The following is a 25,959-nucleotide window of genomic DNA, read 5'->3' on the forward strand; positions in this document are numbered from 1 at the left end:
AGCGCATGTTTAAATGTGGATGTCATATAAATTCCTTTTGTTTATAAAATGGTTTGTTCTTTTAAGCGGATAGTCTGCTGCCGTTTACGTTCGTGATAAGCACAGAAGCTGGTGCTGCAGATAATAATACACGAGCCAAGCACGGTATTAAGGGTGATGGGTTCATTGAAAAATACAGTGGAGTAGAATGCGATGAATATGAGCTGGGTAAACGAGAAGGGCATCAGTACGGTCAAGTCAACGGCCTTATAGGCATGTGAGACAGAAATAATGTTGCAGACAAAAAGGGCAGCCAATCCCATAAACCATAACCATTCTGTTCCCAGAGGCATTTTCCAGTAATAAAGAGCCATAGGGAGTGAAAATAAAGAACTATAACAGGCAAAGTAGAATGTCTTAATAATAGGGTCCACATGTTTCGATAACAGCTTGATAAAAATATCAGTAAATGACCACAGGAACGAAGCAATTAGAATCAATACAGAAGCCACTTCAAAACCGGGCAGCCCAGTTTCTAAAATGACCGTCATACCACAAAATCCAAAAAACAGGGATACAAAACGGGAAGGGGTTGCCTTTTCCCCTAACCACAAAATGGCAAGAATGCTTGTAAATAGAGGAACGCTGAATTTAATGGCCGTAGCTTTAGGAAGATCAATAAACTGCAAAGCGTAAAAATAAATGGCGGTAGCAATAAGCCATGACAAACTGCGCTTCAAGTGAAGTCCTTGATGCTGTAAAGGAACTAGTTTTTGCCCTGATTTAACACAGAGAACATAAAGGACTGGGGTTGCAAATAGCGTCTGGAGAAACGTGATCTGAAAAACATTGAAAAGAGGTATCAGGTGTTTATAAACCGCCGCGATTGTTGAAAAAAGGAAGGCATGTGTAACATACCAACCTAATCCTCTATATTCAGGACGCCTCATACAACACCCGGTTTTACCTATTTAGAATCTGTAAATAACTGAGAATAATTGTGACGCTGACGTTTTTGCCAATGGCCACGATGATAAGCATCGCTGGCAATTAATGGGAGAACGCTTGATGCTTCTGCAAAAACCATTTGTTCTTGAGCGGTGTCGACTTTACCCCAGGAGCATGCTTCTTTCAGAGTAGAGCTTGAGCAAGCACCGTCCCGTACGTCTGCAACAGTAATCTGGATAGCGTATTTATGCATTTCAGCTTCGATCCCTAAAATCTCTGCACACACCACGGTATCTTGCACGAAGTTCTTGGGCACGCCGCCGCCAATCATTAGCAGACCTGTGGTTCCAGCTTTGATTTTGATGTCGGTCAATTCTTTGAAATCTTTAATAGAATCAATGCTTAAATGATTTTCAGGATTCTTCACTTGATGCAATACTAAACCAAAACCTGCTGATGAGTCTGTAAATGCCGGGCAGAAAATAGGAACATTATGTTCAAAGGCTAATTGGACTAAGGAATCTTTTTTCTTAGCTCCGCCATTGGCTAGGAAACGTCCCATCTCTTTGATGAATTCGCGTGAAGAATAAGGGCGAGGCTCTAAAGAATTGGCAATTTCAAAGATGGTTTTATCACAGCTCTGTAAATCTTCTTCATCGATATAGGTATCATAAATACGATCGATATAATGATCACGCAGATATTTATCATCGATAAATTGGCTTCCTTGATAATGTTTAAATCCAAGTGCTTCAAAGAAATCCATGTCAACGATGCTTGCACCGGTTGAAACGATGGCATCGACCATGTTAAAACGAATGAGGTCAGCATAGAGTTTCATGCAGCCACCAGCGGATGTTGAACCGGCGATGGTGAGAATCACAGAGCAGTTTTTATCGGCCAGCATGTTATTAAAAATACCAGCAGCCCTAGCCATATCGCGCGAAGTGAATGACATGTTGTTCATTTGATCAATGATAGGCCGTGCATCAAAGCTGGTAATATCAATATGTTGTATCGGGGTGCTTAATAATTCAGCTTTGGTGTTTGGAACAGGGGCAACGGCTTTATTCATGACAATACTCCATTTCGACAAAATGTTTAGGAATTAAGGGCTTCTTTTTCTTCTCTTTCTTCTTCCTGAAGTGAGAAGATTGATAAAATGGGCTCATCACCCACGGTAACAACGTCATCACAATAGAAGCCGTTGAATTTGGTGCGTAAGGTTCGGCTATAGGATCCAAGCTGACCTATCTCAATGTAATCTCCTTCAGCAACATCTGCTGGCAGATAAAAAGGTCCTTTCATGAAATCAAGACTGTCACATGTAGGGCCGTAGAAACTATAAGGCAACAGATTCGCACCTTTATCACCACGTAACAAACGCACGGGATAAATAAATCCAGGATATCCAGCATCAAAAAGACTACCATAAGTGCCGTCATTGATGTAGAGATACTCTCCCTTACGGAGCTCAACGCGGGCGATTACGGAGCCGCTCTCGGCAACGATGGCACGTCCAGGTTCACACCAGATTTCTGTGCCATTGGCAAGGCCAAGTGTTTCGATTTCTTCGCTGATAGTTTCACAATAGTCAGAAAGTGGGGGAGGGATCATACCCGGATAAATAGAAGGAAATCCTCCGCCAACATCAATGACTTCAACGGGAACATTGGCTTGTTGAATAACCTGACGTACTTGTTTTAATGCCATGCTGAATGCATTAGGATGCATACATTGGGAGCCAACGTGAAAACATATCCCTAATTTTTGGGCATATTTTCTAGCTAAGGTTAATAATCGCGGGGCCAGGTGGGGTAAAATACCGAACTTTCCGGAAAGATCCAGTTCAGCGTGGGTGTTGGGTATGGCGATACGGACAATCAGGTTAAGGTCTTTGGCGTGATGGGTGGCAAAGACGATTTTTTCAAGTTCGTCGACGCTATCTAAGGAGAAATCACGAATACCATAATTAAAATAGGCTTCACGTATAGCATCGCGGTTTTTAACCGTGTGCATAAAATGAAGGTGGGCATCGGAGAAAAGGGATGAAATCAGTTCGATTTCACCAAGAGATGCCACATCAAAATGACGGATTCCTGCGGCATAGATGTCTTTTAAGACGAATTTCTCTGGGTTGGTCTTAACGGCGTACAGTATGTGCCCGTTAAAATGCTGCTGAAACCAAGCAACTGACTTGTGAATACTATCCCGTCTATAAAGGAAGACAGGATCACGTGGTTGCTGATGTTTGACAACATCAAAAACAGACGCAAAATGTTTCATTCTCTATAACCTACAAAAAACCAGTCAATACCATACGAGCAAGGCTCCATTGTTTAAGATAAAATCTCATATTTGTAAATACCAAATTTTCCCTTATTTTTCAAGGAAATAATTAAGGGTGTCTGAATTTAGGGGGATTTTTTTTGTGAAGGTTTTTTAAAAAAACTTAAAGATACCTTTCGAATAAAGCGTTGAACGCCACCTGGATAGGAAATAGCGAGCAAAAGTTAAACGGCTGTATGAATGGAGATATGACGTTTATGGCACCCCCTTATTATCTGTATCACATCATGAGTACTCAAGAGTACTCATGATGGCGTGCTCTACAGCAAAGCAAAACAGGTTGATCTTTTTAAAGTTCATGGCCAACTGGCAGTGAAACTTTTTTGATTAAAGCCTGTACGCCGCGATCGATTAAATCATAGACATACTCAAAATCACCGTCATCCCCGTAATAAGGATCGGGCACTTCAAGCGAATGTTCTTTTCCAGCAAAATTGAGAAAAAGGTGAAGATGTGATGTTTTGTTGGACGGGGCCTGTTGTTTTAAATAATCCAAATGCGACTGATCCATGGCTAAAATGAGATCAAAAAATTCATAATCAGCGGCCTCAATTTTACGAGCCCGAAGTGCGGCTAGTGAAACCCCGCGTTTTTTAGCTATACGTTGGCTTCGGCTATCGGGAGCTTCGCCGATATGGAAATTATGAATACCTGCCGAGTCAACCTCGATGATATCGTGCAAACCATGTTTTTCGATATAATGCCTCAAAACGCCCTCGGCTGTAGGAGAACGGCAGATATTTCCGGTACATACAAACAACACTTTCATCACCGATAGATCCTTAGGTTTATTTTCGTCATATTATGCTTCTTTTCCTATTATATACACCAAAAATAGAAAAAGGAATCCGATGGATTGAAGTCATTCATTTACCAAGGAAAGGAATGGAAGGATTGCCTTACTTAGGAAAATGGGTATGAGTGACCATCCAAGGTAGTGGAATCACTAGGCAAGGTCAAAGGAAGCATCTATGTTGAGCAAGACGTTATTGCTGTAATCTGTCTTTTTTATTCCTATGATTCGTTCTTATTCTTAATTTATAATATTAATCAAATAAAAGATATATTAATTGGCAAATTAATCAAATATTAATGGATATTTGAGATGATTGAAGTAGGGTTAGAGATAATAAATTCGGCCTAAGAAGGGTTTTTTATGGTGCGCACAGCAGAAAAGGGGTTCACCCTTATTGAATTATCAATGGTACTTGTAATCATAGCATTGCTTGCAGGAGGTGTTACTGTCGGGGCGAGTCTTATTAAAAATGCTGAAATTCGTGCAGTTGTTCGGGAAGTAGAGCAATTCCGTAGCGCCTTTAATACGTTTGATCTCCAGTATAATGGTGTTCCAGGCGATTTCGCCGAAGCCTATGATTTCTTCTCAACTAAGCCTAACTGTATTTCTGCCGTCAACTGTAATGGTGATGGAGATGGGAAGATAGAAGCGTCCGCCGTGAATGACACAGATGAATCACTCAAAGTATGGATTCACCTGGTTGCTGCTGATATTGTTCCTGGTAGTTATAATGGTACGGCTGTGCTTGGTGTGCCAGTACTTGGAACCAATGTACCTGAGTCTAAACAAGGTACCAGTGGCTATTATGCTGAATATGGAACCGATAGTTTTGCCAAAAATAACGTTTTAAGATTCGGCCGCCCAACCGGTGTGAGTACGATTGAGAATACTATTTCTCCGGATGATGCTCGCAATATTGACAGTAAAATTGATGACGGACTCCCAGCCTCTGGCAATGTCCATTCGACTACGGCTTCAACTGCGAATTGTCAGGATGGTACAAAGTATCTCATTGATAAACAGGTACTGGAGTGCGGATTGTCTTTCAGGATAGACTAATATTTCTTTAAATTGTGTGATTCGTTAGGCGGTAGAGTGGTGCCGGATGTCGGAATTGAACTGACGACCTACCGCTTACAAGGCGGTTGCTCTACCCCTGAGCTAATCCGGCACGAAGAACCTATTATAAATGTGCAAATATGAATAATCAAGTGCTTTGATAATCCCCCTAAATCGGCGATGGTCAATAAAGCCTACAAGCAGTATCCTAAACTGCGCCGGATAATAATAAGGCGGAATGGGGTTTTTATTTTATCCATGGCGTGCGATGTTTCTGCAATCTCAACACCGTTCCATGATTTCCATGCAGTACCAGGAAGCCAGCATGGCTGGTAATCAAATCGTCTGTGCTTTTTAACTGAAAGGGCAGTACTGTTTTTGATAACATCGCGGCTTTAGGGATAATGAACAGTCTAACGGAAGTAAATTAGGTGTTTTTCCCCCTCCTGGACTCAATATTCCAAGAGGGGGAGCCTAAATTATTGGCTATTAGGAGTTAATGTATCAAATTGTGGTTGTTCCTGGGGATTGTGCTGTTCATGCTTTGCATGATGTTTTGCCTGGGGGTGTTTGCTTTTAGGATGTTTGGCTTTTTTATGATGAGCTTTTTTATGATGAGCTGCTTTATGGGCATGATGCTTTTTTGCTTTATGCGATGCTTTATGGTGTTTTTCGTGTTGTGGTTCTTGTTGTTGTGCTTCAGTTCCTTGTTCTTGGTTAATCCGAACCGTATTGCCTTGCTCAAGCGATTGCGCAAAAACAGCTGCTGGCATTGAACTGATTGCCAGTGAAAATAAAATGGTTTTTAAAGTGTTCATGATAGCCTCATTTAATGGTGACATTTATGAAATATAGGGTGTCTTAAGAAGTCTCCCTATATCCCCCATATTAGGTGTATCAAATTTTTGGTAAAATGTATGTCAAAAAATAGATTCTAAAGGTAGACTAAATCACTGCTGTCTTGCTAGGACGAACCCACCTACACGAATAGAATGACCCATGTATCTCAATAACGCATTACGATTCTTATTGCTACCAAGCAGACCCAATGGAGTATCTGATTCTTCATATAACCACCAGCTGAAAGAATGGTATAGCCTAGGGACAATGCCTTCGGCAGAAAGTTTTTTAGATTTATCGCTGCATTTAGCGAAAGACAATATTGCCATGCACCAAGGCGGGCCTTTTGGCGCAGTATTAGTTTGGTACCCTGATGAGATGGGTACACAAGTACCGGAGATTATTGGTATGGGAACCAATCATGTGACGACCAAGGATGATCCAACTGCACATGCAGAAATAGAAGCATTGAGGCAAACCGCTCGCGAGCACCGGCATCTTCACGATGGAAAATTAGTCCTTTATTCTTCAAGTGAATGTTGCCCGATGTGTTTGGGAATGGCAAAAAGTGCCGGGGTGTCGGACATTTTTTATGTGAATGATCGGCATCAGGCGGCATTGATTGGGTTTTCAGACGAAGCGCAGTATTCTATTTTACAGCATAGCCTTGATAGATTAATGATTCCGTTACACACGTTATCGGATGATAAACAGCATTATTACGAGAAGATACTGGGGACATCACAGGCAGTCTTATTGAAGAGCAAAACGGAATGTGCACGATGTGAAGTAGAACCAAGTATGGATTTGTTAACAACGAGCTCCATGGTGGTTATCCAAACAGCCTGTAACCTGACTAAGAATGTATGGCTGGGTTCTGAATATAGCCTTATTTCCAGAAAAAAATTACACCTATCGGCGTTGATGGCATGTGACTGGGCACGCATATTGCGTGACCCAGATTGCATGCACCAGGATGAACCTATCTACGATAAGGAAGCTAGAGGCGAACATCGTGTTATATATGTGGAAGAAGAAGTCGAAAAAATTACGGCTCTATTGAAGATTCCAGAAAACGATACATCGATTTATAGGACTGAGGATATTAAGTTACTCAATGCTGGAAAACAACTCTTCGCGCAGTGGGCGCAGGGTGTCAAAGTAGGAGAACATGAAGCCTATTAGATGTGCGCCCATGCAATCCTAGAGTTTAGGATTCATAAGGGGAAGAAGTTGTTCAAACCCTGTCTCAGAAGAAAACTCTTTAAAATGCTGATAAAGCTCATCTTTAAGTGAAATAGTCGGAATATGGTTGGCGATAAGCTCCTGGAGATACGTAATGACTTCCTTAATAGGAAGAAGTAACGGTGAAGGCATGGTGGCTCTTCTGTAAAGTGCTTCAAACGTTGGGTCTTGGATTTTAGTTTTAATGATAGTATTTGCGTGTTCCGCAGATATATCAGCAAGATGAGCCAAGGTTACGGTGAATAAGAGCAGGTTTCCAGTGCAAAGGGCATGAATTGCTAGGCTATGACTCAATTGACGTTGCTTCTTAATAAGCGAAACATAGGTATTCATTTCTTCAAGGGTGGTTTTGGTTGAGGCAATTTGAATCATTAAATTATATTTTTCAATTTCATCTTTAAGTGATTTTTTGCTGGTTTGCGTAATGGTTTCTACGAGATTTTGCTGATGATTGTTGATTGTTTCAAGATCCAATTGATATTTTTCTGCCATTGTTTTAGCGACGTCTTCTTCAACGAGATGGATTAATTTTTCGATGATAGAAATAGGCAAGTCATTGCGTTCAACCATTTTACTGAGAAGATCAGGATGATGTTCATATCGGTTAATCAAGCAGTCATAAGCTTCTTCGGTGATATGTGCGGTCTTGTTGGCAATGACTGCCTCTGAGACTTCTTTGATTTCGCGTTTGATAAGCGCGGTTGCCAAGGTGGCTGGCAAATGTTGCCGTTTTGATATCACGAGTAATTTTGCTACGGATGATGTGCTGCCAATTATTTGCAAGAGATCATCTTCTGTCAATACTTGTGAGCATTTTAGTATGTGACGGGAAACATCAATATCGTCATCGTTTGCTAATGTCAGTACAATATCATGTGGGATGAGTTGATTATGCTTGAGATTCTCAGCAATCGTTCTTCTCACAAGCACCGCAGTATCGCGTATGAGAAGACGGACAATATCAAAAACAATGGTTCTTTCCCGGGAGGAAAATAAATCACGGTTTAAGTCTTTGGTTAATTTCTCAACCATCTGTGATTTGGTCTGTTGATCTGGGTCTTGTATCAATTTTCCAACATCGGAGAGCGATAAAGTCTGCATAATATGCCCTATGGTTAATTCAATATAGAATGTCAGGATAAGGTTAATAATTTGCTAATTTATAAGGGTGTGTTTTATTTTGATCAAATAATGCAAATGATATTGTAAATAGCGGTGTGGTGTGATACAACAGGCGGTGACAGAATCCTCTGTCACCGCTGTATGGCTGCTAGTCTGCCATAGGGTGGATAGAGGATTTCCTCGTTAGCGCTGTGCAGATGGTATCATCAACTTAATCTATGGAGATATCGTATGTACTTAATTCCTGCAACTCAAGTTGAAGCTATTTTGCAGTTAATCATGGAGGCTCGGAAATTATCATTTGATGTGGATACCATGTCGTATGATTATGAGCACCGGGTTATTCGCAATCAAGCATCTACCAATGCTATGCTTCGCGACCTGTGTTACCGCATGAATACGCTTTCGCGGGGCCTGGATCAAATTTCAGATTTCTTTTCGGTACAAAGTTTTTACCGGCCAGATCTGAAAATTCCAGGTTAATAGTGTCATCACCACCTGCTCTTTAGTAAGGTGGTGATTTCCTTTATGGAAACCTATAAAGAAGGGAATCAGCTTTTGCTGATTTTCCCTTCTTTTTATATTTATAGACCCGATGTATTACCCTAAACATTCCGGACATTGTCCATGAATCTCAAGAATCATGGATTCAACGCGGTAACCATTTTTTTGACAGGAGGCGGTAATGACTTGGGAAAGTTCATCATGACACATTTCGGTAACATTGTGGCAGGTGTTGCACACAAAAAACTGGCATTGATGCTCATCGCCTGGATGCGGGCATCCAACGAAGGAATTGAGGCTTTCAATTTTATGTACTAAACGCTGATCAAGAAGAAAATCCAAGGCACGATAAACAGTAGGAGGGGCGCTGGCACCATCGTCTTTATCAAGCATGGCGAGTAGGTCATAGGCTTTGATTGGTTTATGGCTTTGCCAAACCAGTTCAAGAATTTTCTTTCTGATGGGCGTAAGTTTTTGGCCATGCTGATGGCAGAGTCTGTCGGCCTGGTGAAGGGCCTGACTGATACATTGTTTATGGTTATGGTGCGAATGATAAGGCATGGCAATGGATAAAGGAGTGGCTTGACAAGTTTTTGTTATTATATAACATAACGTCAATTCTGGCAACTGTCTTGGTATAATATGTATTTTTTAACATTGTTGATATCTCTTTTCTTTGTTTTTTCATTGTCTGCCGAGGCGGCGATACCGCACGGTGACGGTAAGGTTGTTGTATCTATCAAACCGCTTTATTCGTTGGTTGCCAGCGTCATGGGAGAAACGGGAACCCCAACGCTGCTTATCGATAAAAATGCCTCACCCCATGATTATTCTTTAAAGCCATCCGAAGTCACACTTATACAACATGCTGATATGTTTTTCTTTGTCAGCCCTCATTTTGAGACATTTCTTCAAAAGCCGCTTGGCTTGGTAACCAAAAAGACGAATCTCATTAACATGGTAGAAAGCTCGCATCTTGCGTTGCTCCCTTTCAGGAGAGACGGTGATTGGGATATCCATCATGAACATATTCATGACCATGACCATGACAGTGCTAGATTTGATTACCATGTTTGGCTTGACCCAGCCAATGCGATGAAGATGGTGAGCACAATCGAGCGGGCTATGTCACATCGTTATCCAGCTAATCAACAACAGTACCATGCCAATGCGCAGAAAACGATAGCGCGGCTTCGTCTACTGGATCAGCGAGTCAGTGCTGAATTAAAACCTTTGCACCACATGCCTTATATTGTGTTTCATGATGCCTTTCATTATTTTGAGAAAGCCTATGGCATTTCAGCGGTAGGCAGTATTGCCCTTGAACCTGAACAACCACCATCAGCCCAAACGCTAAATGCGATTCGTCACAAAATTAGAAAGCTGGGCGTTAGTTGTGTCTTCACTGAGCCACAGGTTAACCGTGGTGTTATCAATGCAGTCAGTGAAGGGTTGCCAATTATCATCGGCCAACTAGATGAGCAGGGAGTGTTATTGCCTGTGAGCCCTGACCTTTATTTTCATCTGATTGAAAATATTGCCAATGAAATCCATACTTGTTTAACAACTCCTAAAAAAAAGAGGCCATGATGTTGAAAGTGGATCATATCAGTTATCAATTTGGCTCCAAAAATGTCGTTGGACCCTTGAGTTTTACTCTTCCGCAGGGAGAGCATTTATTAATTGTGGGGCCATCAGGGTGTGGTAAGACAACTTTATTGCATCTGCTGTGCGGCTTGTTGGCACCGCAACAGGGAAGCATAATGTATGGTGAGAGCGTTATTAATCATTTATCTGCTGGAGAGTTAGATCATTTTCGCAGCCGTTCTATGGGGATTATTTTTCAAGTATTTCATCTGATAAAGGCACTGACGGTAGAACAAAATATGTTACTGGCACAAAGTCTTGCTGGTTTTGAACCGGCTAAAGAACCAATACACACACTGCTTGCTTCGCTTGGATTGTCACAGGAAGCCAAACATGCGTATCATGAATTGAGTGTTGGGCAGGCGCAGCGTGTGGCGATTGCCAGGGCACTTATTAATAGTCCTCAATGGATTTTAGCAGACGAACCCACATCTTCATTAGACGATGAAAATGCCCATATCACGATTGGCCTGTTACTACAGCATGCAAAAGAATACCACGCATCACTGGTGGTGGTGACGCATGATCAACGTATCAAGAATCATTTTACCACTATTCTTGATTTATCAAAAAGTGAGGCATAGTCATGAATATCATTGCACTTAGTTTTGCTTATTTACGGTACCGGTTTTGGAACTCATTCTTCAATATTATGCTGCTTGGACTTGGTATTGCCACAATCACCATCGTATTGCTGCTTTCCAGGCACTTAGAAGATAGATTAGACAAGGATGCTGCTGGAATTGATTTAGTGGTAGGTGCTAAAGGAAGTCCATTACAGCTTATCTTGTCATCGGTCTATCATGTGGATATTCCTACAGGTAATATTGCATTGAGTGAAGCACAAACATTAATGCACCATCCTCAGGTGAAATTAGCTATCCCGTTGGCGCTTGGTGATAATTACCAGGGCTTTCGAATTGTGGGAACCGAGCCTATCTTTACCAGTCTCTATGCATCGGCCTTGGCGGCGGGAAGGCTTTGGCATAAATCGATGGAAGTGGTTATTGGCGCAGATGTCGCCACCAGCGCTAATATGAATATTGGTAATCTCTTTGCTGGAAGCCATGGGTTGATACCTGGGGGGAATACACATGCGGATCATCAATATGTGGTGGTGGGTATTATGCCAAAAACAGGTACGGTGATGGATCGTTTAATCTTAACATCGGTCGATAGTGTTTGGGATATTCATGAAGAAGAAGAACACCAAGAGCGCGCAGAAATGGCAAGCCATCAGCATAAACATACGATGTTGGAAACCGTTTCACCCCAGCATGAAATAACGGCGTTACTGATCAAATATCGCTCTCCTGTTGCGGCGATGACACTTCCGCGAATTATTAATCAAAGGACACAGATGCAGGCAGCAAGCCCGGCATTTGAAGTGACGCGTTTGTTCCATGTTTTAGGCATTGGTAAAGAGGTGCTTAAAGCGATGGGGTATGGTTTAATGGCATTTTCATTGTTGAGTGTTTGGGTGGCACTAACGAATACCATGAGAGAACGTCGTTACGATATTGCACTGATGCGGGTACTGGGTGCATCGCGGATGCGGGTTTCGGTGCAGATGATCGTCGAGGCATTATTATTGGTCGTGTCAGGTGTTGTTTTAGGGCAGCTTATTGCCCGTATAGGGTTGTGCGTCATGGCATTCTGGTTACGCGATGTGCAATATGGGCTTCCCCTGCTTTATCCACTTCAAATAGAAGAAATATGGCTTAATCTTGCGTTAGTGGTGACAGCTGTTATGGCTGCTTTATATCCTGCCATTCAGTCGTATCGTGTTGAAGTGGCATCATTACTTAGAAGGACGTGACGATGAGTAGAATGAACCTATTAATCAAAGGATTACTCATAGCATTATGGTGCATAACTCCTTGTGTTGCGGAAGCCATCTTGACGACAAAAGTGGATGATCCCGGTATTTTTGAAACGGGGATTAAGCCATTACAGGTTAGCAAGGGTGCGGTTCCATGGGAAAAATTTGCTCAAACAAAATCAACAGAAAAAGAAATGTCTGATTTGCTCGGAAAATATTTTGTGCTATTGCCTCATTATTCAGCAGACATCAAGGCGCTTGATGGCCAGGTGGTGACGTTAATGGGCTATATGTTCCCGCTTCAGGAAGCAGAAAAGCAATCTGATTTCCTGTTTGGCCCTTTTCCGCCATCTTGCCCATTCCATTATCATGTGAATCCTAACCAAGTGGTTGAAGTGGTGACTTCAAAACCTATCAAATTTTCTTATCATCCTATTCGTATAAAGGGGCGCCTGCATCTAACACCCAAAGACCCAAATGGTGTGTTCTATATTTTGAGGCAGGCACAGCTAGATGAGTAAGCCCTTCTGTAAGCAACAGGGGGGGGGATTTATAAATGAGATTAGGAACTTCAAAGCCAATCGCAAGAGGTAGCCCTTAAGTAGACCGCCCACCGCTCTACCAAAGATCAGAGCTACCTCCTGCGATTGGCTTTATCAACTATTCCCAATCGCTAAAAGGAATGCCAGATGCAACACGGCGTTTGGCTTCTGTAAGAGCGCTATTGACGTCATCAACGGTAATTGAGAAATGGGCAGCATCGACGCAATAAGTGGCGACTTTGTATCTGTTCTTTTTCAGCTTAATGAAATAAATCATGGGTGCCTGCCAGCATTTTTCGAGGATCTGCGGGCAATTGCCCCCGACGAACCCACTTGAACTACAGAGTACCCATGCGCCGCGCATGTCGTTGCGGCTGTCCCAGTCAAATTCATAAGGATTGTCGGCAATTCCGGCATGGGGAATGATGACCGTGAAGAGAAAGAATAAACATCTCAGGATAATGGTTCGCATAACTAATCCTTTTTGCGTGTGGTTTTAGTGAGGTACTTACCGATATCACTTCGATCGATAAATAATCCAATGACGCTATGATTGGGGATATCTGTACGGGTGGTTGATCCCCATGAAGTAATGGGAATCATACTTTCTTCCGTTAAGCCGGCCTGCGTTAGCCCGGCCATGATGGTGTGGATACGTTCGGAGGCTAGATGATCGGGATCGATGTAATCATCTCCATAAGCATAACTCATCAACACGAGAAGCGGTTTACGGTTTGGGTTTTTAAGGAGGGCCTGGTAATCCGGCTCTTCTTTTGGAGTTGTACTGGTGGAATCAAACGGGATCGTAAAATCGGGTTTGGTTACAGCGTGGTGTTTAGGGATAGGTTTTTGGTTCATGGCTTTGACGTTGATAGGTTTATCGTGAGTGGATTGATCGCCAAGAGGTTCATCACTTCCTGGCTCAGGACTATCTTCCAGCGTTTGCGGTTCTGGAGGAGGTGATTGGGTTAGGTCTTTTTCAATAGGTGTATGTTCGTCTTTGGCGGGGTGCTCAAGGGTTTGTGGTATACAGCCATTCATGAAACAAAGCAGGAAACTGCTTGTGATAAGGGCCAAAACAAGTCGGATTATAAGGTTAGTCTGCATGGGATATTTCCTTTATAGGGGGTAAGACACGTTCGAATGTGAGTAGTTTGTGGGCGTGATCAACAACAATCCGGTAGGAAGAACCTGCGAGTCGCTGTAAATAGGTTTCAAGTATCACGGGTTCGTCTGGTTGTGATTCTTTGGGTAGGAGCTCAGAAGCTAATGCATCGATGGGTTCGGTGGCAGGTGAGCGGGTAATGAAATGATACCCGATGGGGTTAAGCATATACTGAATAGCTGCGCCTTTGGAGGTGATATCTTCAGGAAAATAGGGCCGAAAGGAGAGATGAAGCGGGTTATAACCGTAGTTTGATTTGGCTAAGGCGGTAGAACCTATCAACAGAAAGAAGCAGCAGAGAAAACTAGCACGCATGAGTGGTCTCCTTAAATAAAGGTGGAGAAAGTAGAATCAAATTTTTCCAAGGTTTAAGGTAGAGATTATCTTCTACCATAATGCGCAGCGTGAGGCCCTGCCGTAGTGTGATGGAGGGAGTCAGCGACAGGTATTTGGCGGCAATGGGTGCAAATTGCTGTTGGATAGATTGGCTTAGACCGTAATTAGGAGAATTAGGATCATTTGAATCGGTGGTATTGGTTTGATACGTCAGCAACACATAGGCAGATACTCCCATAAATTGCGCCAGGAGGTGGTAATCAACTGTGTCGGCAACGGCACCGATGCCCATTTGATCCAGCAGCGAGGATTTTTCAAATGAAATCGTTTCCCCGGTGGGTAAAATCACTTTATTAACCGTCATCCCCATGCGTGCTTGAATGGGCTCATTTATATTTTTAATTCGCAGCGTTTTACCTATTATTCTTGAACCGGCCGGTATGAGGATCGCCCGGTGGCTAACATCATAGACATCATGGGTAATTAATCCACGCCAGCTCCCTTCATAATCGCTTATGACGACTTGGTCTAAGGTGGCATAAATGATGGTGGTGCTGGCAAGTACACAGGTGCCAGCAGCTTGTTCCTGTTGTGTTTGCAATGGTTGATGCGGTGCAGAACTGGCGGAGCCTGACTGAGGTAAATTGGAAGATGCCTCATTGGGATTCATGCTCATCGTTTGAGGATGTAGCAATGCTTCCTGTAATTGCTGGACACGTTTTTTTTCCTGCTCGAGATGTTGCCGTATTTCTTCGGTTGTTTGCATGGGTTTATTGTTGTTTGCGTTCAATGCAGCTCGTGAGGATGGATTATTTGTTTCCAGCGCTAACTCAAAAGGTGCACGTCGCGACAGATACACTCTTTTTTCTTCTGCTAGGTGGATGGGATTGTCTGTGCCATTTGCCATTTGTTGAGGGGAGGTAAAGAGTGAATCAGTGCTGGATTTAGTGAGTACCGCAGGTAATACGGGACGGTCGTCGCCATTCATTGGGCGCAACAAGGGATCCTGCGATTTGCGGGCTGCTTGTTGAAATCGCTGTTCAAAATCGGCAACACTGCTATTGGCCGCAGGTGCCTGCTGTAGGCTGGCATCTTGTGATTTAGGTTCCTTGCGAAGCTTAGAGATCACATCAAATGCCAGCACTAGAATTAAAAACCCAATCACCGTAAACAAATAAATTTGAGCTTTCTTGCGATAAGCTGGTGTTGATTCGGCAAATGCTTTGGGTGCGGAAGGTGTAGTTGTGGGTGGTTGAGGAGGAGGGGGTGCGGGCTGTTTGTTATCCATATTAATAACTTCCCCTGGTATTGGCATTTTTACGGGTGACTGTTAAACTGTGAGACGAAGTTTTAAGTTTAAATTCGGCAAAGATGCCAGCAATTTGATAGATTTTTGAGGAAGCATCGTAGGTATATTCAATGATCGATTCTTCTTTATCCAATGTTGCGGAAATGGTGAATAATCCTTTATTATCCTGGGTCATGCGGATGTAAGTGAACCGGCCATCATCCCAAATATCGTCAATGGCATTACTGCCGAGCCAGCCCGTGCTTTTATCCCAGCTATAGAGGGTATAAATATGCTGGCGGTGGTAACTGACTTCCTGTTGAATTTTTTCCAGTTCCTGTTTCTTTTGTTCTTTCATTTGGGTTTGCAGGGTGGTGATCTGGCTTTTGAGACTGGCAATGGTTGAATCGGAAGACTGGGTATAATGTTCCAGTGCATTATCCGTGATCAAATTGCCGTCATGAGTGATGCGAATACAGGGCTCATCCAGCATATCGGCACGACTAACTACAAAATCATAGGATTCATTATCAAGATTAATGACGGTGACAGTGGTTTGTTTGCCTTCATCCAGGTCGCTGTTGGGTTTAATAAATAAATGAGTGCCTTGACCTTCAACGTTCCATAATTCGCGATTGCCGACAATCGGTTGTCCTAATATTTTTTTAGGTAGGATCACATGGGTGGCGTGGTCCATGGTTGCTTGCAGATGATTAAGCTGATCAGGTTGCCAGTGAATAATACGGCAGCTATCCCCACTGTGATTGGTGGACGCATAGGCAGAATGAATCGGGATAAAAACACTTAAAGTGCCGAGTAAGAAATGTCGTTTCGATGGTCTATTCATATGGTTTCCTTGACAGATTGCGGCTTTGATTTTTCTGGTGAGGCGGGATCATCGAGATAGTCGCTGGATAAAATTTCAATGCCGATAGGATTGATGCGCAGCATTGATTTATCGGCTTCAATATCGGATTTACTTTTGAGGCGCCAGGTGAGAAAAACAATTTTGTTGGCTTCTTCTTTGAGAGTGCCATCGCGGTAATAAGATGATTCCCTGACAAAGACATTGGTGCGATAAAGATGGCCTGGTTGGGTATTGAAATGGGTTTTTTCGGAATCAAAATGATTGATGTTGCGCATGGTTATTTTAATTTCGGGGCAACTGGTACAGCTCATAAAATCGGCGGCAACCTGCGGAGCATTAAATTGATTAGGTGAAATAAATTGCTGTGCCAGTTGCTGGCTCATTAATTGTTGAGAAAACCCATAATCAAAACGGATGGAATAGGGATTCTTGGAATAGCGCCTTTCGACAAAGCGCGACAGCATATAATCGATGGTCGCAGGGAAAAATTCGACTTGCCTGGTTTCGTCATAAAATTCAATATCCCAGGTGCCTGATGGTGTCATTTTAACCCAGGCCACTTTTACCTGGTGTGCAAATTGCTGATGGATAATAAAGATTTCAAGCAGGGCAATCAGCAACGCTACCATTAAAAAACAGGCAGCCAGGCACCAGCGGTTACGATCAACCGACAAAACCGCTTCGCGAATAAGTGGATCGTGTTTTTTAATAGAATCGGTGACTTCAACCGGTATGATGGCGGCTACCTCGAGTGCAGGCGAGGTCGATGATTGCGGATGAGTATGTGGGTGTAAGTGGGGTGCATGTTCCATAGGTAACTCATTTCATGTGACTGATACTGTGCATGATCTCGCGCATGTTCTGGCCAAAACCAGAACCGCCTCCGGCGATAATCCCAACAAATTTTCCGGAGCTGATGAGTGCAAAAATACTCAACATCATGATGCAGAAGAGGCCGATCAAATCGCTCATATGCTCCATCGAAAAAAAGAAACTCTGGCCGGTAGGCAATTGGCCAGACGGTAGATCAAAAAAGGCTTGGATCGAAATGACACATAAAATGACATTGATGCGGGCTAAAATACCGTAGAGGAGAAAGCCGATAAACAAGCGCAGCCATCCATCAAACAACCAGGAAAGGCGTTCAAAGAGAATGAGGGGCACCATGAAGAAGCCAATCATCTTAGCCATCACATATCCCCATAACGACCAAGTAGCGGCCACGAATGCCATGATGGTTAAAAAACAGCTGGAGGTGTAAAGAAAAAAAGTGGCGAGGATAATTTTTACAGGAGAGGTCCACGAAATGGGCTCGCTGCTGATTGCGCCCATCACATCTTGAATGAATCCACTGGCAAACCATAAATCGCTGGTGCCAAGCGTCACGCGTTGGATACCAGAAGAAATGCCTTCGGAGGTATCCCATAGTGCAGACGTGAGATCATCATAATGATTCATCAATATACGTACGGTAGCGATTAACAAAACGGTTTGGATAATGTTACCAAGCGAGGTGCCGTTGACAACATATTGGAATAATAAATGCGCCAGCATGATAAATGAGAAGCTCGCCCAGAGCATAAACGCATAATTCTGTAGTTCAGAATCATGAATGACCTGCTGTATGGCAGTGGCAGCCTGCTGCCAGAATCGATCCAGGTAATGGGTGATAGAATCGTAGGATTGATCGGTCATAAATGTCCCCAGTTATCGCGGCCCATCGGTTTGGGGGTAGATGAAATTTCTTCGTGCAGCCTGCTGATTTCCTGCTGGATGGCATGAGATGATTGTTCGGCCTGCATGGCGTGAGAACTTTCCTGCGTGAGCATCATCTGGTTGAGTTCACTATTAAGTGATTCAAGCTGGTCCATGATCACCTGGTTTTGCGAAGCCATGAATTGCATGGTGGCTAAATCGGACTCACTACCAAGTTTTTTGAGCATTTGTTGATGTTTGGTAATGATATCACGGCGCTTTTCACTTTGTTCCTGGTTGGTGGAAACCTGTTGATAAATATCACGCTGGCGCGAAGCATTTTGTTCGTTTAATTCGTTTTGCACGGAAAGCGGATGATTGTTGCCAAGAGTCATGCCAACATCCTGCCAGGATTGATTCACTTGATGTGAAGGGGGCACATACGCGCCATAACCCTGAAGTGCTTTTTCCAGATTTTGCTGGTAACCAGAACCAGAAACCGGTGTTGATGCAACGGAAGAAAGCGAACCCGATCCATAATAAGCTGTGGATTGTGACGATAGCCCTGACCAATCCTGGTTGGGAAATTTATCCATTAACCCGGTGACCTGATTGAGGTATTGCGCATACTCGGTCATCATTTGATTATATTCGGTGACCAGTTGGGCGATGCTCGCCACATCTACGACAGGAAATCCGTTAGCGTGGCAGGTTTGCGATAAGCTGAGTGAACCAGTAAAAAACAAGGAGAGGGATAAGGGAACATGCCACCGTATTGTCATTGTTTTTCTCCCTTATGGGTAATCGATAAATGTCGATTGTTCAGCGCATCAACGGTACGTTTAATACCTTCTTCCACGCCCCACTCATGGATGTTTTTCTGGCGCATCATCACTTCATACGGTGTTGAAGTAGATACCACATATTGTTCTGGTTCGACTTCCAGGATAATTTTCTTAGAAATGCCAATTTCGCGCTGCACGATATAGGCTTCACGTTTGGGAATTAGCGACTTAATGGCTTCGCATTCGCCTTCGCTGATATGGAAAGTTTCCTGGTAAAGGCCTGGATCTAATTGTGGGTCTGCCATAAAGAAAAAGGTAGTGGCGGCAGAACGCAGTGCTGGCCAATCGGGCACATCAAGAAATTCTTTGGGGCTTTGCGTCCATAAATTAATGCCACCGTTCCATTTACCCCAGGTGCGCACGGAACGTACGATGTAATCGCGGATAAAATCCACTTTAAGGAACGCATGCGCTTCGTCAACATCCAGTAATTTGGGTAAATGCCGGTGAAACGGATTTTCGAACAAACCCGTGATACGGTAAAAAATCTCTAACATGACAAGGGGAAACAGGGGCTTTATGTCTTTTACGTTAGCCAGATTAAATACCGCCACGGGTTTGATGAGTGAGCCGATAGCGTCTTCTACACAGTCGAAGGTGTGACTGAAGGAGCCGTCGGGTTCCCCATTAGTGCCCCGTATCCAACGTGCCATTTTTTGGCGCAACGATGGACAGGTATGAAAAATAAGAGTTGAAAGCGTTTGATGTTCTTTAGGTAAGAACATCAATGCACGGACAGCACGGTCGAGATGGGCCTGTTCCTGCGCGTCAATGATTTGCAAATCTTCGCTGTCGTTGAGCTTGATCATCTCCATGATCATTTGTTTGATATGGGCAGCAAATTTTAAATCATATTTTGATTCCATAGAGGCGAAGAGATTGAACCCTTGCCTGGCTTCATAATCTATTTTAAAGATACCACCTTCATCGCCATATAGTTGCGCAATCGGTTCGGTACCAGGATCGATATCAATGGCCCTAAACATGCCACCATATTTTAAAAAATGAGTAGCCAGGGTATTTTTGGTAAACGATTTACCGGAGCGTATAGGCCCCACCCCAAATACCATCGACCGTCCACCGATAAAAGGGCTGTAATGAAATGGTGTATTGTTGTGAGTAAGAAAAATATATTGGGCTTCTTCTTTTTGATGCTGCGCATTTGTCAAATCGTTGACTTCTATTTGTCCTTCTAGTTCGCGATATTGCAGGGTGAGTGCGCCAAATTGGGAGGTGGTGACAGGAATAAGGCGTGTAGCACTATCTAGGCCACCGGGTAAGAAACATTTCCAGGCATCAATGAGATTGACGCTTTCCCAGCAGGTGAACATACCGCTAGTATCCATTTTCTTTTTTATCTCAATGGAATTTTCATTCAAGGCATAAGGATCTTTATCGAAGACGGCAACCATTGCATGAGCCATGCCCCAATTATCGGGCGTATCTTCCGCGCGGTTTAGTTCTTCGAGCCGTTCTTTAAGCACGGGTTTAAGTGTGTGTGGGTTAGGCGCGTTAGAAGGTTGTTGCGACTGTAATAAGGAAAGGACACTGATGTTTTTGCGCAGAATCTGATTTTCGTGTGATTTAAAAAGCAGTGATTTACGTAGGCCGGATAAGGGTTGAAAACGCAGCATGATCACAAAATGCTTGCCGGAACGCACCAGGCTTTCCTGGGTAGAAGCCCACATGCCGGGTGTTATTCGGTCGCTGCCAAATTGAATCACCGATGCAAGCCGTGCGTATTGAGGCCGATTGGAGTCGAGCTTTAAACAATCCACGCCACCGATGCGGGTTGTGTAACATCCGGTTTGGCCAAGCAGCATATCCCAATTTTTGACAGGTGGATAAACGGGTAGTGAACGCAGCAGCACAAATGGATCAAGGCAGCTTAGAAATTTACAGTAATGCCATAATTCACCAAGTGACATGGAGCGGGCTGGGCATAAGGCTTTCCACTTTTCAGTCATTTGGCGAATGAGGGTATAAAGGATGGTAAATTGCTGCTCCAGTTTATCCTGATCGATCACAACTTTTTTGTGTGGCGATAAGAGATGTTTAAGTAAGTCCCTTTCTTTAGTAGAAACAAATGAATGGGCCGATATTTTTAAAAGTTCAAGTGGTGATAATTTATCTAAGCGACGATTAGGAAGGATTTCTATCAGGTGAATCAGAAACGTACCTGATAACGATTTGTTATCAAGAAATGCTTTGCGGCGTGTGGATAAAAGTTCGCTGATAGGGTGGGAGCGCTGCCGAACCAAGGTTGCGGCTCCCGGTGCATGAATATAGTACTGAGTAACAACCACTGATTCGGGCAGATATTGATATATTTGCCGAGCCGCTAGAGACAGAATGGTCATTTCCACGTCGTTGAGACCATCTGGATCATGACCTTCCAGGATGATGCCGCCGATGAGCGATCCATATTGGGTCACGGCGAAGTCGCCAAAGACAGACGTAAATTGATGCAAGGACGAAGCCGCCCGCTCATGCCGCGTAGCTAACGTTGGCATAGGATACCTTTTGATTATAATAATGAATGAGAGTGAATGAGAAGAAGTCGCCGCTGAAATCAACTGAAGCTGGCGATCCAGGTTCCAATATTAAGCAGGACAATCCCTGAAATGACTGCTTTCAGTACATGCGACATAATGCCTTCACGTGGAGAGAAATTCCAAATAACAATGGCCAGGATAATACTGACAACAACGGCAGCCACCGCAAACGGGCCATCCATAAAATCGATATATTGCTGTAGCCATGCGCCAAGTTTGGCAAAGGGACCACTGGATGGGGCGCCAATGTCATAACCCGCCAGAGCATTTGTTGCTCCTAACATTGTCAGGGCGGGTGTAATGGAAAGAGTTTGGTAAGTGTGCTTTAACATAAAATTCCCTCTATGGATAACATGTCAGATTAAAGCCAGATAATGGCATAATGATGGTGGTAGCCGCCGCGAAAAACATACTCCCGGTGGGATAGGGTGCGTATCCACAGTTTTAAAGCTTGGGGGTCGTCTTTATGGATGGTAAACATTACTGGGAAATAGGCTAATAATATAAATAAGCTTACATACCAATGAAGAGCAACCCCCAAACCCAGGCTGAGGCTGATGCCTGTTACAAACACCATAGAGGGTAACCCCAAGATAACGTCAGTTCGGGTGAACGCTCTAATGTTCTTGAAGTAACGGGAATCCCGAGGGTTTTCAGCGATATGACGGTTTGACATAGTGCATTCTCTTAGGTGTTGGTGCGATAGGTTTACAATACATAATACAACGTGTCAATAGATAAATTGTAAATTATTTTTTCTGTAGGTATGCAATATAAAATAATCATTAACCCGAGAGGGGTACACTAAGTGAATAAGGTGAGGTAATTGGGGCTATGCGAGGGGTATTTCAGCAATCAGGGTGGTCGTTATTAAGCTTCCTTTTGATCATTGGAATTGCTTTTCCAGGATCGGGTGAGTCGGAAACGGATCCCTTACGTTATTTCCCAGAAACGCACACCTACGGTTTGCGTATGGATTCATACCGTACCAAGGATATGGACACACCTTCTGCCTCTTTTTCGCAGCGTCTAACTCTCTATCCTTATCAGGTAGAAGACAGGCAGATTGTGACCTATGGGCCTGACGAAAATGACACGAATTATCGCATGGATTCATACCGACTTATTCCTGGTTATACCTTGTGCCAGGAGCGCATTAGAACCTATCGCGACCGACGAAGTGGACAGCAGCAGATACGGCTATGTGACAGAGATTCAAACTGGTAGTCAACCAAGTTAAAAAATTTTAAAATATTTATTATATTTCTATAAATAACAAAAACATAATGGTTATATAATATAGTGTACATAAATTATATTAAAATTGTTGAATTTAATTAATCCGTGAAGATTTGTAGAGAAAGAGCTCTGAAATTATGTTAGAATGAGCCCTGATTATAAGTGTGATTTCACGAAAATAAGAATTTATGCCAGAAAAAAATGCTTACCAAAGTAGTCTTCAATTATTGAGCGATTATAATGAACACGTTAATTTTGCCTCTCGTCTTTCTGCCAAAAAGGGTAGAGGAGTAGGGGTAGCATAAACCTTACACTTTCACTCTGCCTTATTTTTAGGATAGGTTATTTATCCATTCTATTCCTTACGAATGTTGATATTAAATCACTTGTATAAATGAACCATTTTTCCTTCCAAACACCGGGTCAGGTGTGTCATTTTTCGTCCTACCCCTCTGATATGTTCTACGTGTATCAATAGATCAAGATTGCCCATCACCAGCTGCCGTATAGTCTCAAACGAAAAATTCTGATAGGTCGCAATTAAGGTCTGTAGTCGGTTGATGGCATCTTCGGGGTTGTTGGCGTGAAGGGTGGTGCAAGTGCCGCGATGGCCGGTGTTAATGGCTTGAAGGAAGGCCATGGCGGCTTGGGCATCACGAATTTCGCCTACCAGGATGCGGTCGGGTTTCATGCGGAGGGTGGTTTTGATGAGCTGCGCCATATCAACGTGTTGATGGTCGCCTTTCACCTGGCGTTTAGGAGCTTCGAGGTGAATACTGTTGGGTGCTAACAGGTGAAGTTCGTGGGTGTCTTCAACGGTGATAACCCTGTCTTCAATAGGGATAAGCTGGCTCAAAACAGATAAAATGGTGGTTTTACCCGAACCCGTTCCCCCAGAAATTACGATATTGGCTTTGTCTTCAATGGCCTGTGTGAGCAGGGCCAACATGTCTTGCGTGAGCATCTGATTGGCAACCAGCATTGCAGGTGTAAAGCGCTGTTTGGGAGCCACGCGAATGGTGAGAGAGGTTCCTTTGGTGGAAGTGGGGTATAACACGGCGCACACGCGGGAACCATCCGGCAACCTGGCATCCAGAATAGGATGATGGTCGGCGGAGCACGGCTGGTTCAGGGCATGGCTGATTTGCATGACCAGGTTGACCAGTTGAAACTCATCACTAAAGTGCGCCTCCACTTTGACCATTCTACCATGGCGCTCGATAAAAATATCGTCAAAGCGGTTAATGCAGATTTCGGTTACGCCTTCCATGTCTAAAAAGGGCTGGACAGGCAGGCAATAATGGCTCACCAGTGACCATACATCCGGTTGTGTATCCATAAACCAATCTCCTCATCAATGTGAATGAACAATGTTAAGTCTTGAAAATAAACTGTATTTTGTATAAACATTGTAAAAATAGCATAGAAGGACGCTTATGCAAGTGATATTATGGTTCTATGGATGGGTGATCCTGCATTCCCTATCGTTATGGATTGGGTTATGTGCGGGTGTGGGGTTGCTGATCATGCTTGGAAAAAAAGAGCAGGCGGCCGGTAAGACAGATGTGCAAACGCATGCACGCTTAGGTCTACGCCCGTGTATTGGGTTATGGATTATCTGCCTTTTAGCTGTGTGGATGATCCATGCGGTGCTTGGCTATAAGATTGGCATAGAGTGGCAAGCATCACTCCTGATGATTATGGGGCAACGTTATAGCTCGATGATGATATTAGCCATATTGCTTGGAATCTGCTGTCATATAGGCAGAAAACGTTATCTGCGTCCGTTGCTATCGCGTTTCATAAAATATATAAGGGTGGAACAGAAAACAGAAACAGCCAGTGATATCCGCTATGATTATCAACGGCTTAAGCCAAAGCAATTTTTGCCTGTTGATTATTATCACCCGGATAGCATGTTTTATGGCTTATCCGATACTCATCAACCTGTGCATGACCGGCTGAGTGATTGGTGCAAAATGAATCAAAAGATTATTGGGCCTACCCAAGTAGGTAAGGGGGTGCATTTAGGGGTGCAGGTAGATCAGGCTATCCGTAAAAACATGGGGGTATGGGTGATTGACCCCAAACCCGATCGCCACTTGGAAACCATCATGGCAAAAGCGTGTGTGGATACTGGCAGAACCATGATTACGCTGGATTTTTCTCCTGAAGGCAAAGGGAACTGGGCACCCTTTGCTGGGGGAACAGAAAGGGAACGTCGCGCGCGGGTTCTTTATGCGTTTGGACTTAATGATTCAGGGGGTGAATCGGATTTTTATAAATTGCAGGAACGCACGATTTTGGATCAATTATGCCATGATTGGGATGGTAGCTTGCAGCAATTAAAGGAACGTCTTCACCATCACCCGCGCCACCATGAAGCACCGCGCATCCAGGGTGTATTGCGTGAGTGGATGCAGCTGGAAAGGCTTAATCCTAAAAAAGGCAAAGGTTTTTCGGTCATGCGCAGCCTTGAAGAAAACGCCGTAGTCTATATGCGTGCCAGTCTGGATGATCGATTGATTCAACAGGTGGCGAGCTTGTTGATTATGGAAACCATGCAGGCAATCAAATCAAGTTTTATTCAGCGGAAGCGCAATCATCACGTTACTTTAGTGATTGATGAAGTGCGGTTTATGGTATCGGATTTATTGGGTGATGCCTTGGCAACGATTGTCGGGTTTAATGCCAATGTTGTGCTTGCCTATCAATCCGTTAAGGACATAAGAGCGGCTAAACAGGGAGTATCCGATAGCGAATCACTTGAAGCCAGCATCAACACCAACTGTAAATTGACGTTGTGTTATGCGGCAGTGAATCATGAGACGGCGCAATGGGTTGCTGAACTTTCCGGTACTGTCCAAAAACAGGTGGCACGCAGTGAAACCATTAAGGTCAATGAATGGGGAGCCGAAACATGGGGCGACCAGCGCACCGTAACAATGGTAGAAGAATATGCTATTCCAGAAAATCTGGTGAAAGCATTGCCAGAGCGAACCGGTGTGTTGCTTCGGCCTAATCAGCCAGCACAGATTGTCTATACATGTTGGGTGCCGGTTGAGGTTTGATTTACGCAGGCTAAACAAGTACTATCTAACGATACACTCTTTCT

General features: G+C 43.5%; 28 protein-coding genes and 1 tRNA gene. 9 read left to right on the plus strand and 20 right to left on the minus strand.

The annotated features are described in order from the left end of the window. Positions 1-41: 41 nt before the first annotated feature. The 4 genes from IPP74_07630 to IPP74_07645 all read right to left on the minus strand — a co-directional run bounded on the left by IPP74_07630 (position 42) and on the right by IPP74_07645 (position 4,045). Entirely contained in the window at positions 42-929 is an 888-nt protein-coding gene (locus tag IPP74_07630; protein ID MBL0319144.1) for a DMT family transporter, read from the minus strand. A gap of 17 nt (positions 930-946) precedes the next feature. After that, positions 947-2,008, minus strand: a complete 1,062-nt coding sequence (locus IPP74_07635; GenBank protein MBL0319145.1) for a deoxyhypusine synthase — start codon at positions 2,006-2,008, stop codon at positions 947-949. A gap of 20 nt (positions 2,009-2,028) precedes the next feature. Beyond that, on the minus strand, positions 2,029-3,213 hold the full coding sequence (locus IPP74_07640) for a type III PLP-dependent enzyme (GenBank protein ID MBL0319146.1): 1,185 nt from the start codon (positions 3,211-3,213) through the stop codon (positions 2,029-2,031). Positions 3,214-3,565: 352 nt separating this feature from the next. After that, a complete protein-coding gene (locus tag IPP74_07645) occupies positions 3,566-4,045 on the minus strand; it encodes a low molecular weight phosphotyrosine protein phosphatase (protein MBL0319147.1) in 480 nt (159 codons plus the stop codon). Between the two features lie 387 nt (positions 4,046-4,432). Here IPP74_07645 and IPP74_07650 point away from each other — a divergent pair, with 387 nt between their 5' ends. Further along, positions 4,433-5,131 carry a type II secretion system protein gene (locus IPP74_07650; protein ID MBL0319148.1) on the plus strand — a complete coding sequence of 233 codons (699 nt, stop codon included), beginning with the start codon at positions 4,433-4,435 and terminating at the stop codon, positions 5,129-5,131. Positions 5,132-5,168: 37 nt separating this feature from the next. Here the strand turns inward: IPP74_07650 and IPP74_07655 are convergent. Further along, positions 5,169-5,243 (minus strand) — tRNA-Thr (locus tag IPP74_07655). A gap of 367 nt (positions 5,244-5,610) precedes the next feature. After that, on the minus strand, positions 5,611-5,949 hold the full coding sequence (locus tag IPP74_07660) for a hypothetical protein (GenBank protein ID MBL0319149.1): 339 nt from the start codon (positions 5,947-5,949) through the stop codon (positions 5,611-5,613). Positions 5,950-6,130: 181 nt separating this feature from the next. Between IPP74_07660 and IPP74_07665 the strand changes: the two genes are divergently transcribed. Then, positions 6,131-7,156 carry a nucleoside deaminase gene (locus tag IPP74_07665; protein ID MBL0319150.1) on the plus strand — a complete coding sequence of 342 codons (1,026 nt, stop codon included), beginning with the start codon at positions 6,131-6,133 and terminating at the stop codon, positions 7,154-7,156. An 18-nt stretch (positions 7,157-7,174) separates the two neighbouring features. Here the strand turns inward: IPP74_07665 and IPP74_07670 are convergent, their stop codons facing one another. Continuing rightward, a complete protein-coding gene (locus IPP74_07670; protein ID MBL0319151.1) occupies positions 7,175-8,317 on the minus strand; it encodes a DUF2336 domain-containing protein in 1,143 nt (380 codons plus the stop codon). 252 nt (positions 8,318-8,569) lie between these two features. Here IPP74_07670 and IPP74_07675 point away from each other — a divergent pair, with 252 nt between their 5' ends. Next, entirely contained in the window at positions 8,570-8,821 is a 252-nt protein-coding gene (locus IPP74_07675; GenBank protein ID MBL0319152.1) for a hypothetical protein, read from the plus strand. Positions 8,822-8,938: 117 nt separating this feature from the next. On the opposite strand, the gene IPP74_07680 is transcribed toward IPP74_07675, so the two are convergent. Beyond that, positions 8,939-9,403 carry a transcriptional repressor gene (locus tag IPP74_07680; protein MBL0319153.1) on the minus strand — a complete coding sequence of 155 codons (465 nt, stop codon included), beginning with the start codon at positions 9,401-9,403 and terminating at the stop codon, positions 8,939-8,941. Between the two features lie 81 nt (positions 9,404-9,484). Between IPP74_07680 and IPP74_07685 the strand changes: the two genes are divergently transcribed. Genes IPP74_07685 through IPP74_07700 form a run of 4 tightly spaced genes read left to right on the plus strand, consistent with a single transcriptional unit; the run spans position 9,485 to position 12,832 of the window. Then, positions 9,485-10,432, plus strand: a complete 948-nt coding sequence (locus tag IPP74_07685; protein MBL0319154.1) for a zinc ABC transporter substrate-binding protein — start codon at positions 9,485-9,487, stop codon at positions 10,430-10,432. After that, on the plus strand, positions 10,429-11,073 hold the full coding sequence (locus tag IPP74_07690; protein ID MBL0319155.1) for an ATP-binding cassette domain-containing protein: 645 nt from the start codon (positions 10,429-10,431) through the stop codon (positions 11,071-11,073). The genes IPP74_07685 and IPP74_07690 overlap by 4 nt, the downstream gene beginning before the upstream one ends. 2 nt (positions 11,074-11,075) lie before the next feature. Further along, positions 11,076-12,308 (plus strand): ABC transporter permease, encoded by a 1,233-nt coding sequence (locus IPP74_07695; GenBank protein MBL0319156.1) that lies wholly within the window; start codon positions 11,076-11,078, stop codon positions 12,306-12,308. A gap of 2 nt (positions 12,309-12,310) precedes the next feature. Then, positions 12,311-12,832 carry a DUF3299 domain-containing protein gene (locus IPP74_07700; protein MBL0319157.1) on the plus strand — a complete coding sequence of 174 codons (522 nt, stop codon included), beginning with the start codon at positions 12,311-12,313 and terminating at the stop codon, positions 12,830-12,832. A 139-nt stretch (positions 12,833-12,971) separates the two neighbouring features. On the opposite strand, the gene IPP74_07705 is transcribed toward IPP74_07700, so the two are convergent. From IPP74_07705 to IPP74_07755, 11 genes are read right to left on the minus strand one after another with little or no spacing between them, the layout of a single operon-like run. Next, entirely contained in the window at positions 12,972-13,325 is a 354-nt protein-coding gene (locus tag IPP74_07705; GenBank protein MBL0319158.1) for a hypothetical protein, read from the minus strand. A gap of 2 nt (positions 13,326-13,327) precedes the next feature. Then, positions 13,328-13,960 (minus strand): hypothetical protein, encoded by a 633-nt coding sequence (locus tag IPP74_07710; protein MBL0319159.1) that lies wholly within the window; start codon positions 13,958-13,960, stop codon positions 13,328-13,330. Next, positions 13,950-14,333, minus strand: a complete 384-nt coding sequence (locus IPP74_07715; protein ID MBL0319160.1) for a hypothetical protein — start codon at positions 14,331-14,333, stop codon at positions 13,950-13,952. Before IPP74_07715 ends, IPP74_07710 begins: the two co-directional genes overlap by 11 nt. Beyond that, the gene (locus IPP74_07720; protein MBL0319161.1) at positions 14,323-15,642 is read right to left on the minus strand and encodes a TrbI/VirB10 family protein; all 1,320 of its coding nucleotides are present in this window, start codon (positions 15,640-15,642) and stop codon (positions 14,323-14,325) included. The genes IPP74_07715 and IPP74_07720 overlap by 11 nt, the downstream gene beginning before the upstream one ends. A gap of 1 nt (position 15,643) precedes the next feature. Beyond that, entirely contained in the window at positions 15,644-16,489 is an 846-nt protein-coding gene (locus IPP74_07725; GenBank protein MBL0319162.1) for a TrbG/VirB9 family P-type conjugative transfer protein, read from the minus strand. Beyond that, positions 16,486-17,322 (minus strand): hypothetical protein, encoded by an 837-nt coding sequence (locus IPP74_07730; protein MBL0319163.1) that lies wholly within the window; start codon positions 17,320-17,322, stop codon positions 16,486-16,488. Before IPP74_07730 ends, IPP74_07725 begins: the two co-directional genes overlap by 4 nt. A 7-nt stretch (positions 17,323-17,329) precedes the next feature. After that, positions 17,330-18,205 (minus strand): type IV secretion system protein, encoded by an 876-nt coding sequence (locus IPP74_07735; GenBank protein MBL0319164.1) that lies wholly within the window; start codon positions 18,203-18,205, stop codon positions 17,330-17,332. Beyond that, positions 18,202-18,987: a hypothetical protein gene (locus tag IPP74_07740; GenBank protein ID MBL0319165.1), complete on the minus strand. Its 786-nt coding sequence runs from the start codon at positions 18,985-18,987 to the stop codon at positions 18,202-18,204. Before IPP74_07740 ends, IPP74_07735 begins: the two co-directional genes overlap by 4 nt. After that, the gene (locus IPP74_07745; GenBank protein MBL0319166.1) at positions 18,984-21,563 is read right to left on the minus strand and encodes a hypothetical protein; all 2,580 of its coding nucleotides are present in this window, start codon (positions 21,561-21,563) and stop codon (positions 18,984-18,986) included. Before IPP74_07745 ends, IPP74_07740 begins: the two co-directional genes overlap by 4 nt. A 59-nt stretch (positions 21,564-21,622) precedes the next feature. After that, positions 21,623-21,937, minus strand: a complete 315-nt coding sequence (locus IPP74_07750; protein MBL0319167.1) for a hypothetical protein — start codon at positions 21,935-21,937, stop codon at positions 21,623-21,625. Between the two features lie 29 nt (positions 21,938-21,966). Then, complete coding sequence (locus IPP74_07755) at positions 21,967-22,281, minus strand: VirB3 family type IV secretion system protein (GenBank protein ID MBL0319168.1); 315 nt, start codon at positions 22,279-22,281, stop codon at positions 21,967-21,969. Between the two features lie 158 nt (positions 22,282-22,439). On the opposite strand from IPP74_07755, the gene IPP74_07760 reads away from it, so the two are divergent. Further along, positions 22,440-22,832, plus strand: coding sequence for a hypothetical protein (locus IPP74_07760; protein ID MBL0319169.1), 393 nt, complete (start codon positions 22,440-22,442; stop codon positions 22,830-22,832). 394 nt (positions 22,833-23,226) lie between these two features. On the opposite strand, the gene IPP74_07765 is transcribed toward IPP74_07760, so the two are convergent. Continuing rightward, on the minus strand, positions 23,227-24,183 hold the full coding sequence (locus IPP74_07765) for a CpaF family protein (GenBank protein MBL0319170.1): 957 nt from the start codon (positions 24,181-24,183) through the stop codon (positions 23,227-23,229). A 97-nt stretch (positions 24,184-24,280) separates the two neighbouring features. On the opposite strand from IPP74_07765, the gene IPP74_07770 reads away from it, so the two are divergent. Further along, on the plus strand, positions 24,281-25,915 hold the full coding sequence (locus IPP74_07770; protein MBL0319171.1) for a type IV secretion system DNA-binding domain-containing protein: 1,635 nt from the start codon (positions 24,281-24,283) through the stop codon (positions 25,913-25,915). Positions 25,916-25,959: the final 44 nt, after the last annotated feature.

The organism is Alphaproteobacteria bacterium (assembly GCA_016722515.1).
Taxonomy (GTDB): Bacteria; Pseudomonadota; Alphaproteobacteria; order Rickettsiales; family JADKJE01; genus JADKJE01.

Bases quoted from the DNA above. Each gene is read 5' to 3' on its own strand.
- IPP74_07630 (MBL0319144.1), bottom strand. From the start codon at position 929: ATGAGGCGTCCTGAATATAGAGGATTAGGTTGGTATGTTACACATGCC.
- IPP74_07640 (MBL0319146.1), bottom strand. From the start codon at position 3,213: ATGAAACATTTTGCGTCTGTTTTTGATGTTGTCAAACATCAGCAACCA.
- IPP74_07645 (MBL0319147.1), bottom strand. From the start codon at position 4,045: ATGAAAGTGTTGTTTGTATGTACCGGAAATATCTGCCGTTCTCCTACA.
- IPP74_07650 (MBL0319148.1), top strand. From the start codon at position 4,433: ATGGTGCGCACAGCAGAAAAGGGGTTCACCCTTATTGAATTATCAATG.
- IPP74_07660 (MBL0319149.1), bottom strand. From the start codon at position 5,949: ATGAACACTTTAAAAACCATTTTATTTTCACTGGCAATCAGTTCAATG.
- IPP74_07665 (MBL0319150.1), top strand. From the start codon at position 6,131: ATGTATCTCAATAACGCATTACGATTCTTATTGCTACCAAGCAGACCC.
- IPP74_07670 (MBL0319151.1), bottom strand. From the start codon at position 8,317: ATGCAGACTTTATCGCTCTCCGATGTTGGAAAATTGATACAAGACCCA.
- IPP74_07675 (MBL0319152.1), top strand. From the start codon at position 8,570: ATGTACTTAATTCCTGCAACTCAAGTTGAAGCTATTTTGCAGTTAATC.
- IPP74_07680 (MBL0319153.1), bottom strand. From the start codon at position 9,403: ATGCCTTATCATTCGCACCATAACCATAAACAATGTATCAGTCAGGCC.
- IPP74_07685 (MBL0319154.1), top strand. From the start codon at position 9,485: ATGTATTTTTTAACATTGTTGATATCTCTTTTCTTTGTTTTTTCATTG.
- IPP74_07690 (MBL0319155.1), top strand. From the start codon at position 10,429: ATGATGTTGAAAGTGGATCATATCAGTTATCAATTTGGCTCCAAAAAT.
- IPP74_07695 (MBL0319156.1), top strand. From the start codon at position 11,076: ATGAATATCATTGCACTTAGTTTTGCTTATTTACGGTACCGGTTTTGG.
- IPP74_07700 (MBL0319157.1), top strand. From the start codon at position 12,311: ATGAGTAGAATGAACCTATTAATCAAAGGATTACTCATAGCATTATGG.
- IPP74_07705 (MBL0319158.1), bottom strand. From the start codon at position 13,325: ATGCGAACCATTATCCTGAGATGTTTATTCTTTCTCTTCACGGTCATC.
- IPP74_07710 (MBL0319159.1), bottom strand. From the start codon at position 13,960: ATGCAGACTAACCTTATAATCCGACTTGTTTTGGCCCTTATCACAAGC.
- IPP74_07715 (MBL0319160.1), bottom strand. From the start codon at position 14,333: ATGCGTGCTAGTTTTCTCTGCTGCTTCTTTCTGTTGATAGGTTCTACC.
- IPP74_07720 (MBL0319161.1), bottom strand. From the start codon at position 15,642: ATGGATAACAAACAGCCCGCACCCCCTCCTCCTCAACCACCCACAACT.
- IPP74_07725 (MBL0319162.1), bottom strand. From the start codon at position 16,489: ATGAATAGACCATCGAAACGACATTTCTTACTCGGCACTTTAAGTGTT.
- IPP74_07730 (MBL0319163.1), bottom strand. From the start codon at position 17,322: ATGGAACATGCACCCCACTTACACCCACATACTCATCCGCAATCATCG.
- IPP74_07735 (MBL0319164.1), bottom strand. From the start codon at position 18,205: ATGACCGATCAATCCTACGATTCTATCACCCATTACCTGGATCGATTC.
- IPP74_07740 (MBL0319165.1), bottom strand. From the start codon at position 18,987: ATGACAATACGGTGGCATGTTCCCTTATCCCTCTCCTTGTTTTTTACT.
- IPP74_07745 (MBL0319166.1), bottom strand. From the start codon at position 21,563: ATGCCAACGTTAGCTACGCGGCATGAGCGGGCGGCTTCGTCCTTGCAT.
- IPP74_07750 (MBL0319167.1), bottom strand. From the start codon at position 21,937: ATGTTAAAGCACACTTACCAAACTCTTTCCATTACACCCGCCCTGACA.
- IPP74_07755 (MBL0319168.1), bottom strand. From the start codon at position 22,281: ATGTCAAACCGTCATATCGCTGAAAACCCTCGGGATTCCCGTTACTTC.
- IPP74_07760 (MBL0319169.1), top strand. From the start codon at position 22,440: ATGCGAGGGGTATTTCAGCAATCAGGGTGGTCGTTATTAAGCTTCCTT.
- IPP74_07765 (MBL0319170.1), bottom strand. From the start codon at position 24,183: ATGGATACACAACCGGATGTATGGTCACTGGTGAGCCATTATTGCCTG.
- IPP74_07770 (MBL0319171.1), top strand. From the start codon at position 24,281: ATGCAAGTGATATTATGGTTCTATGGATGGGTGATCCTGCATTCCCTA.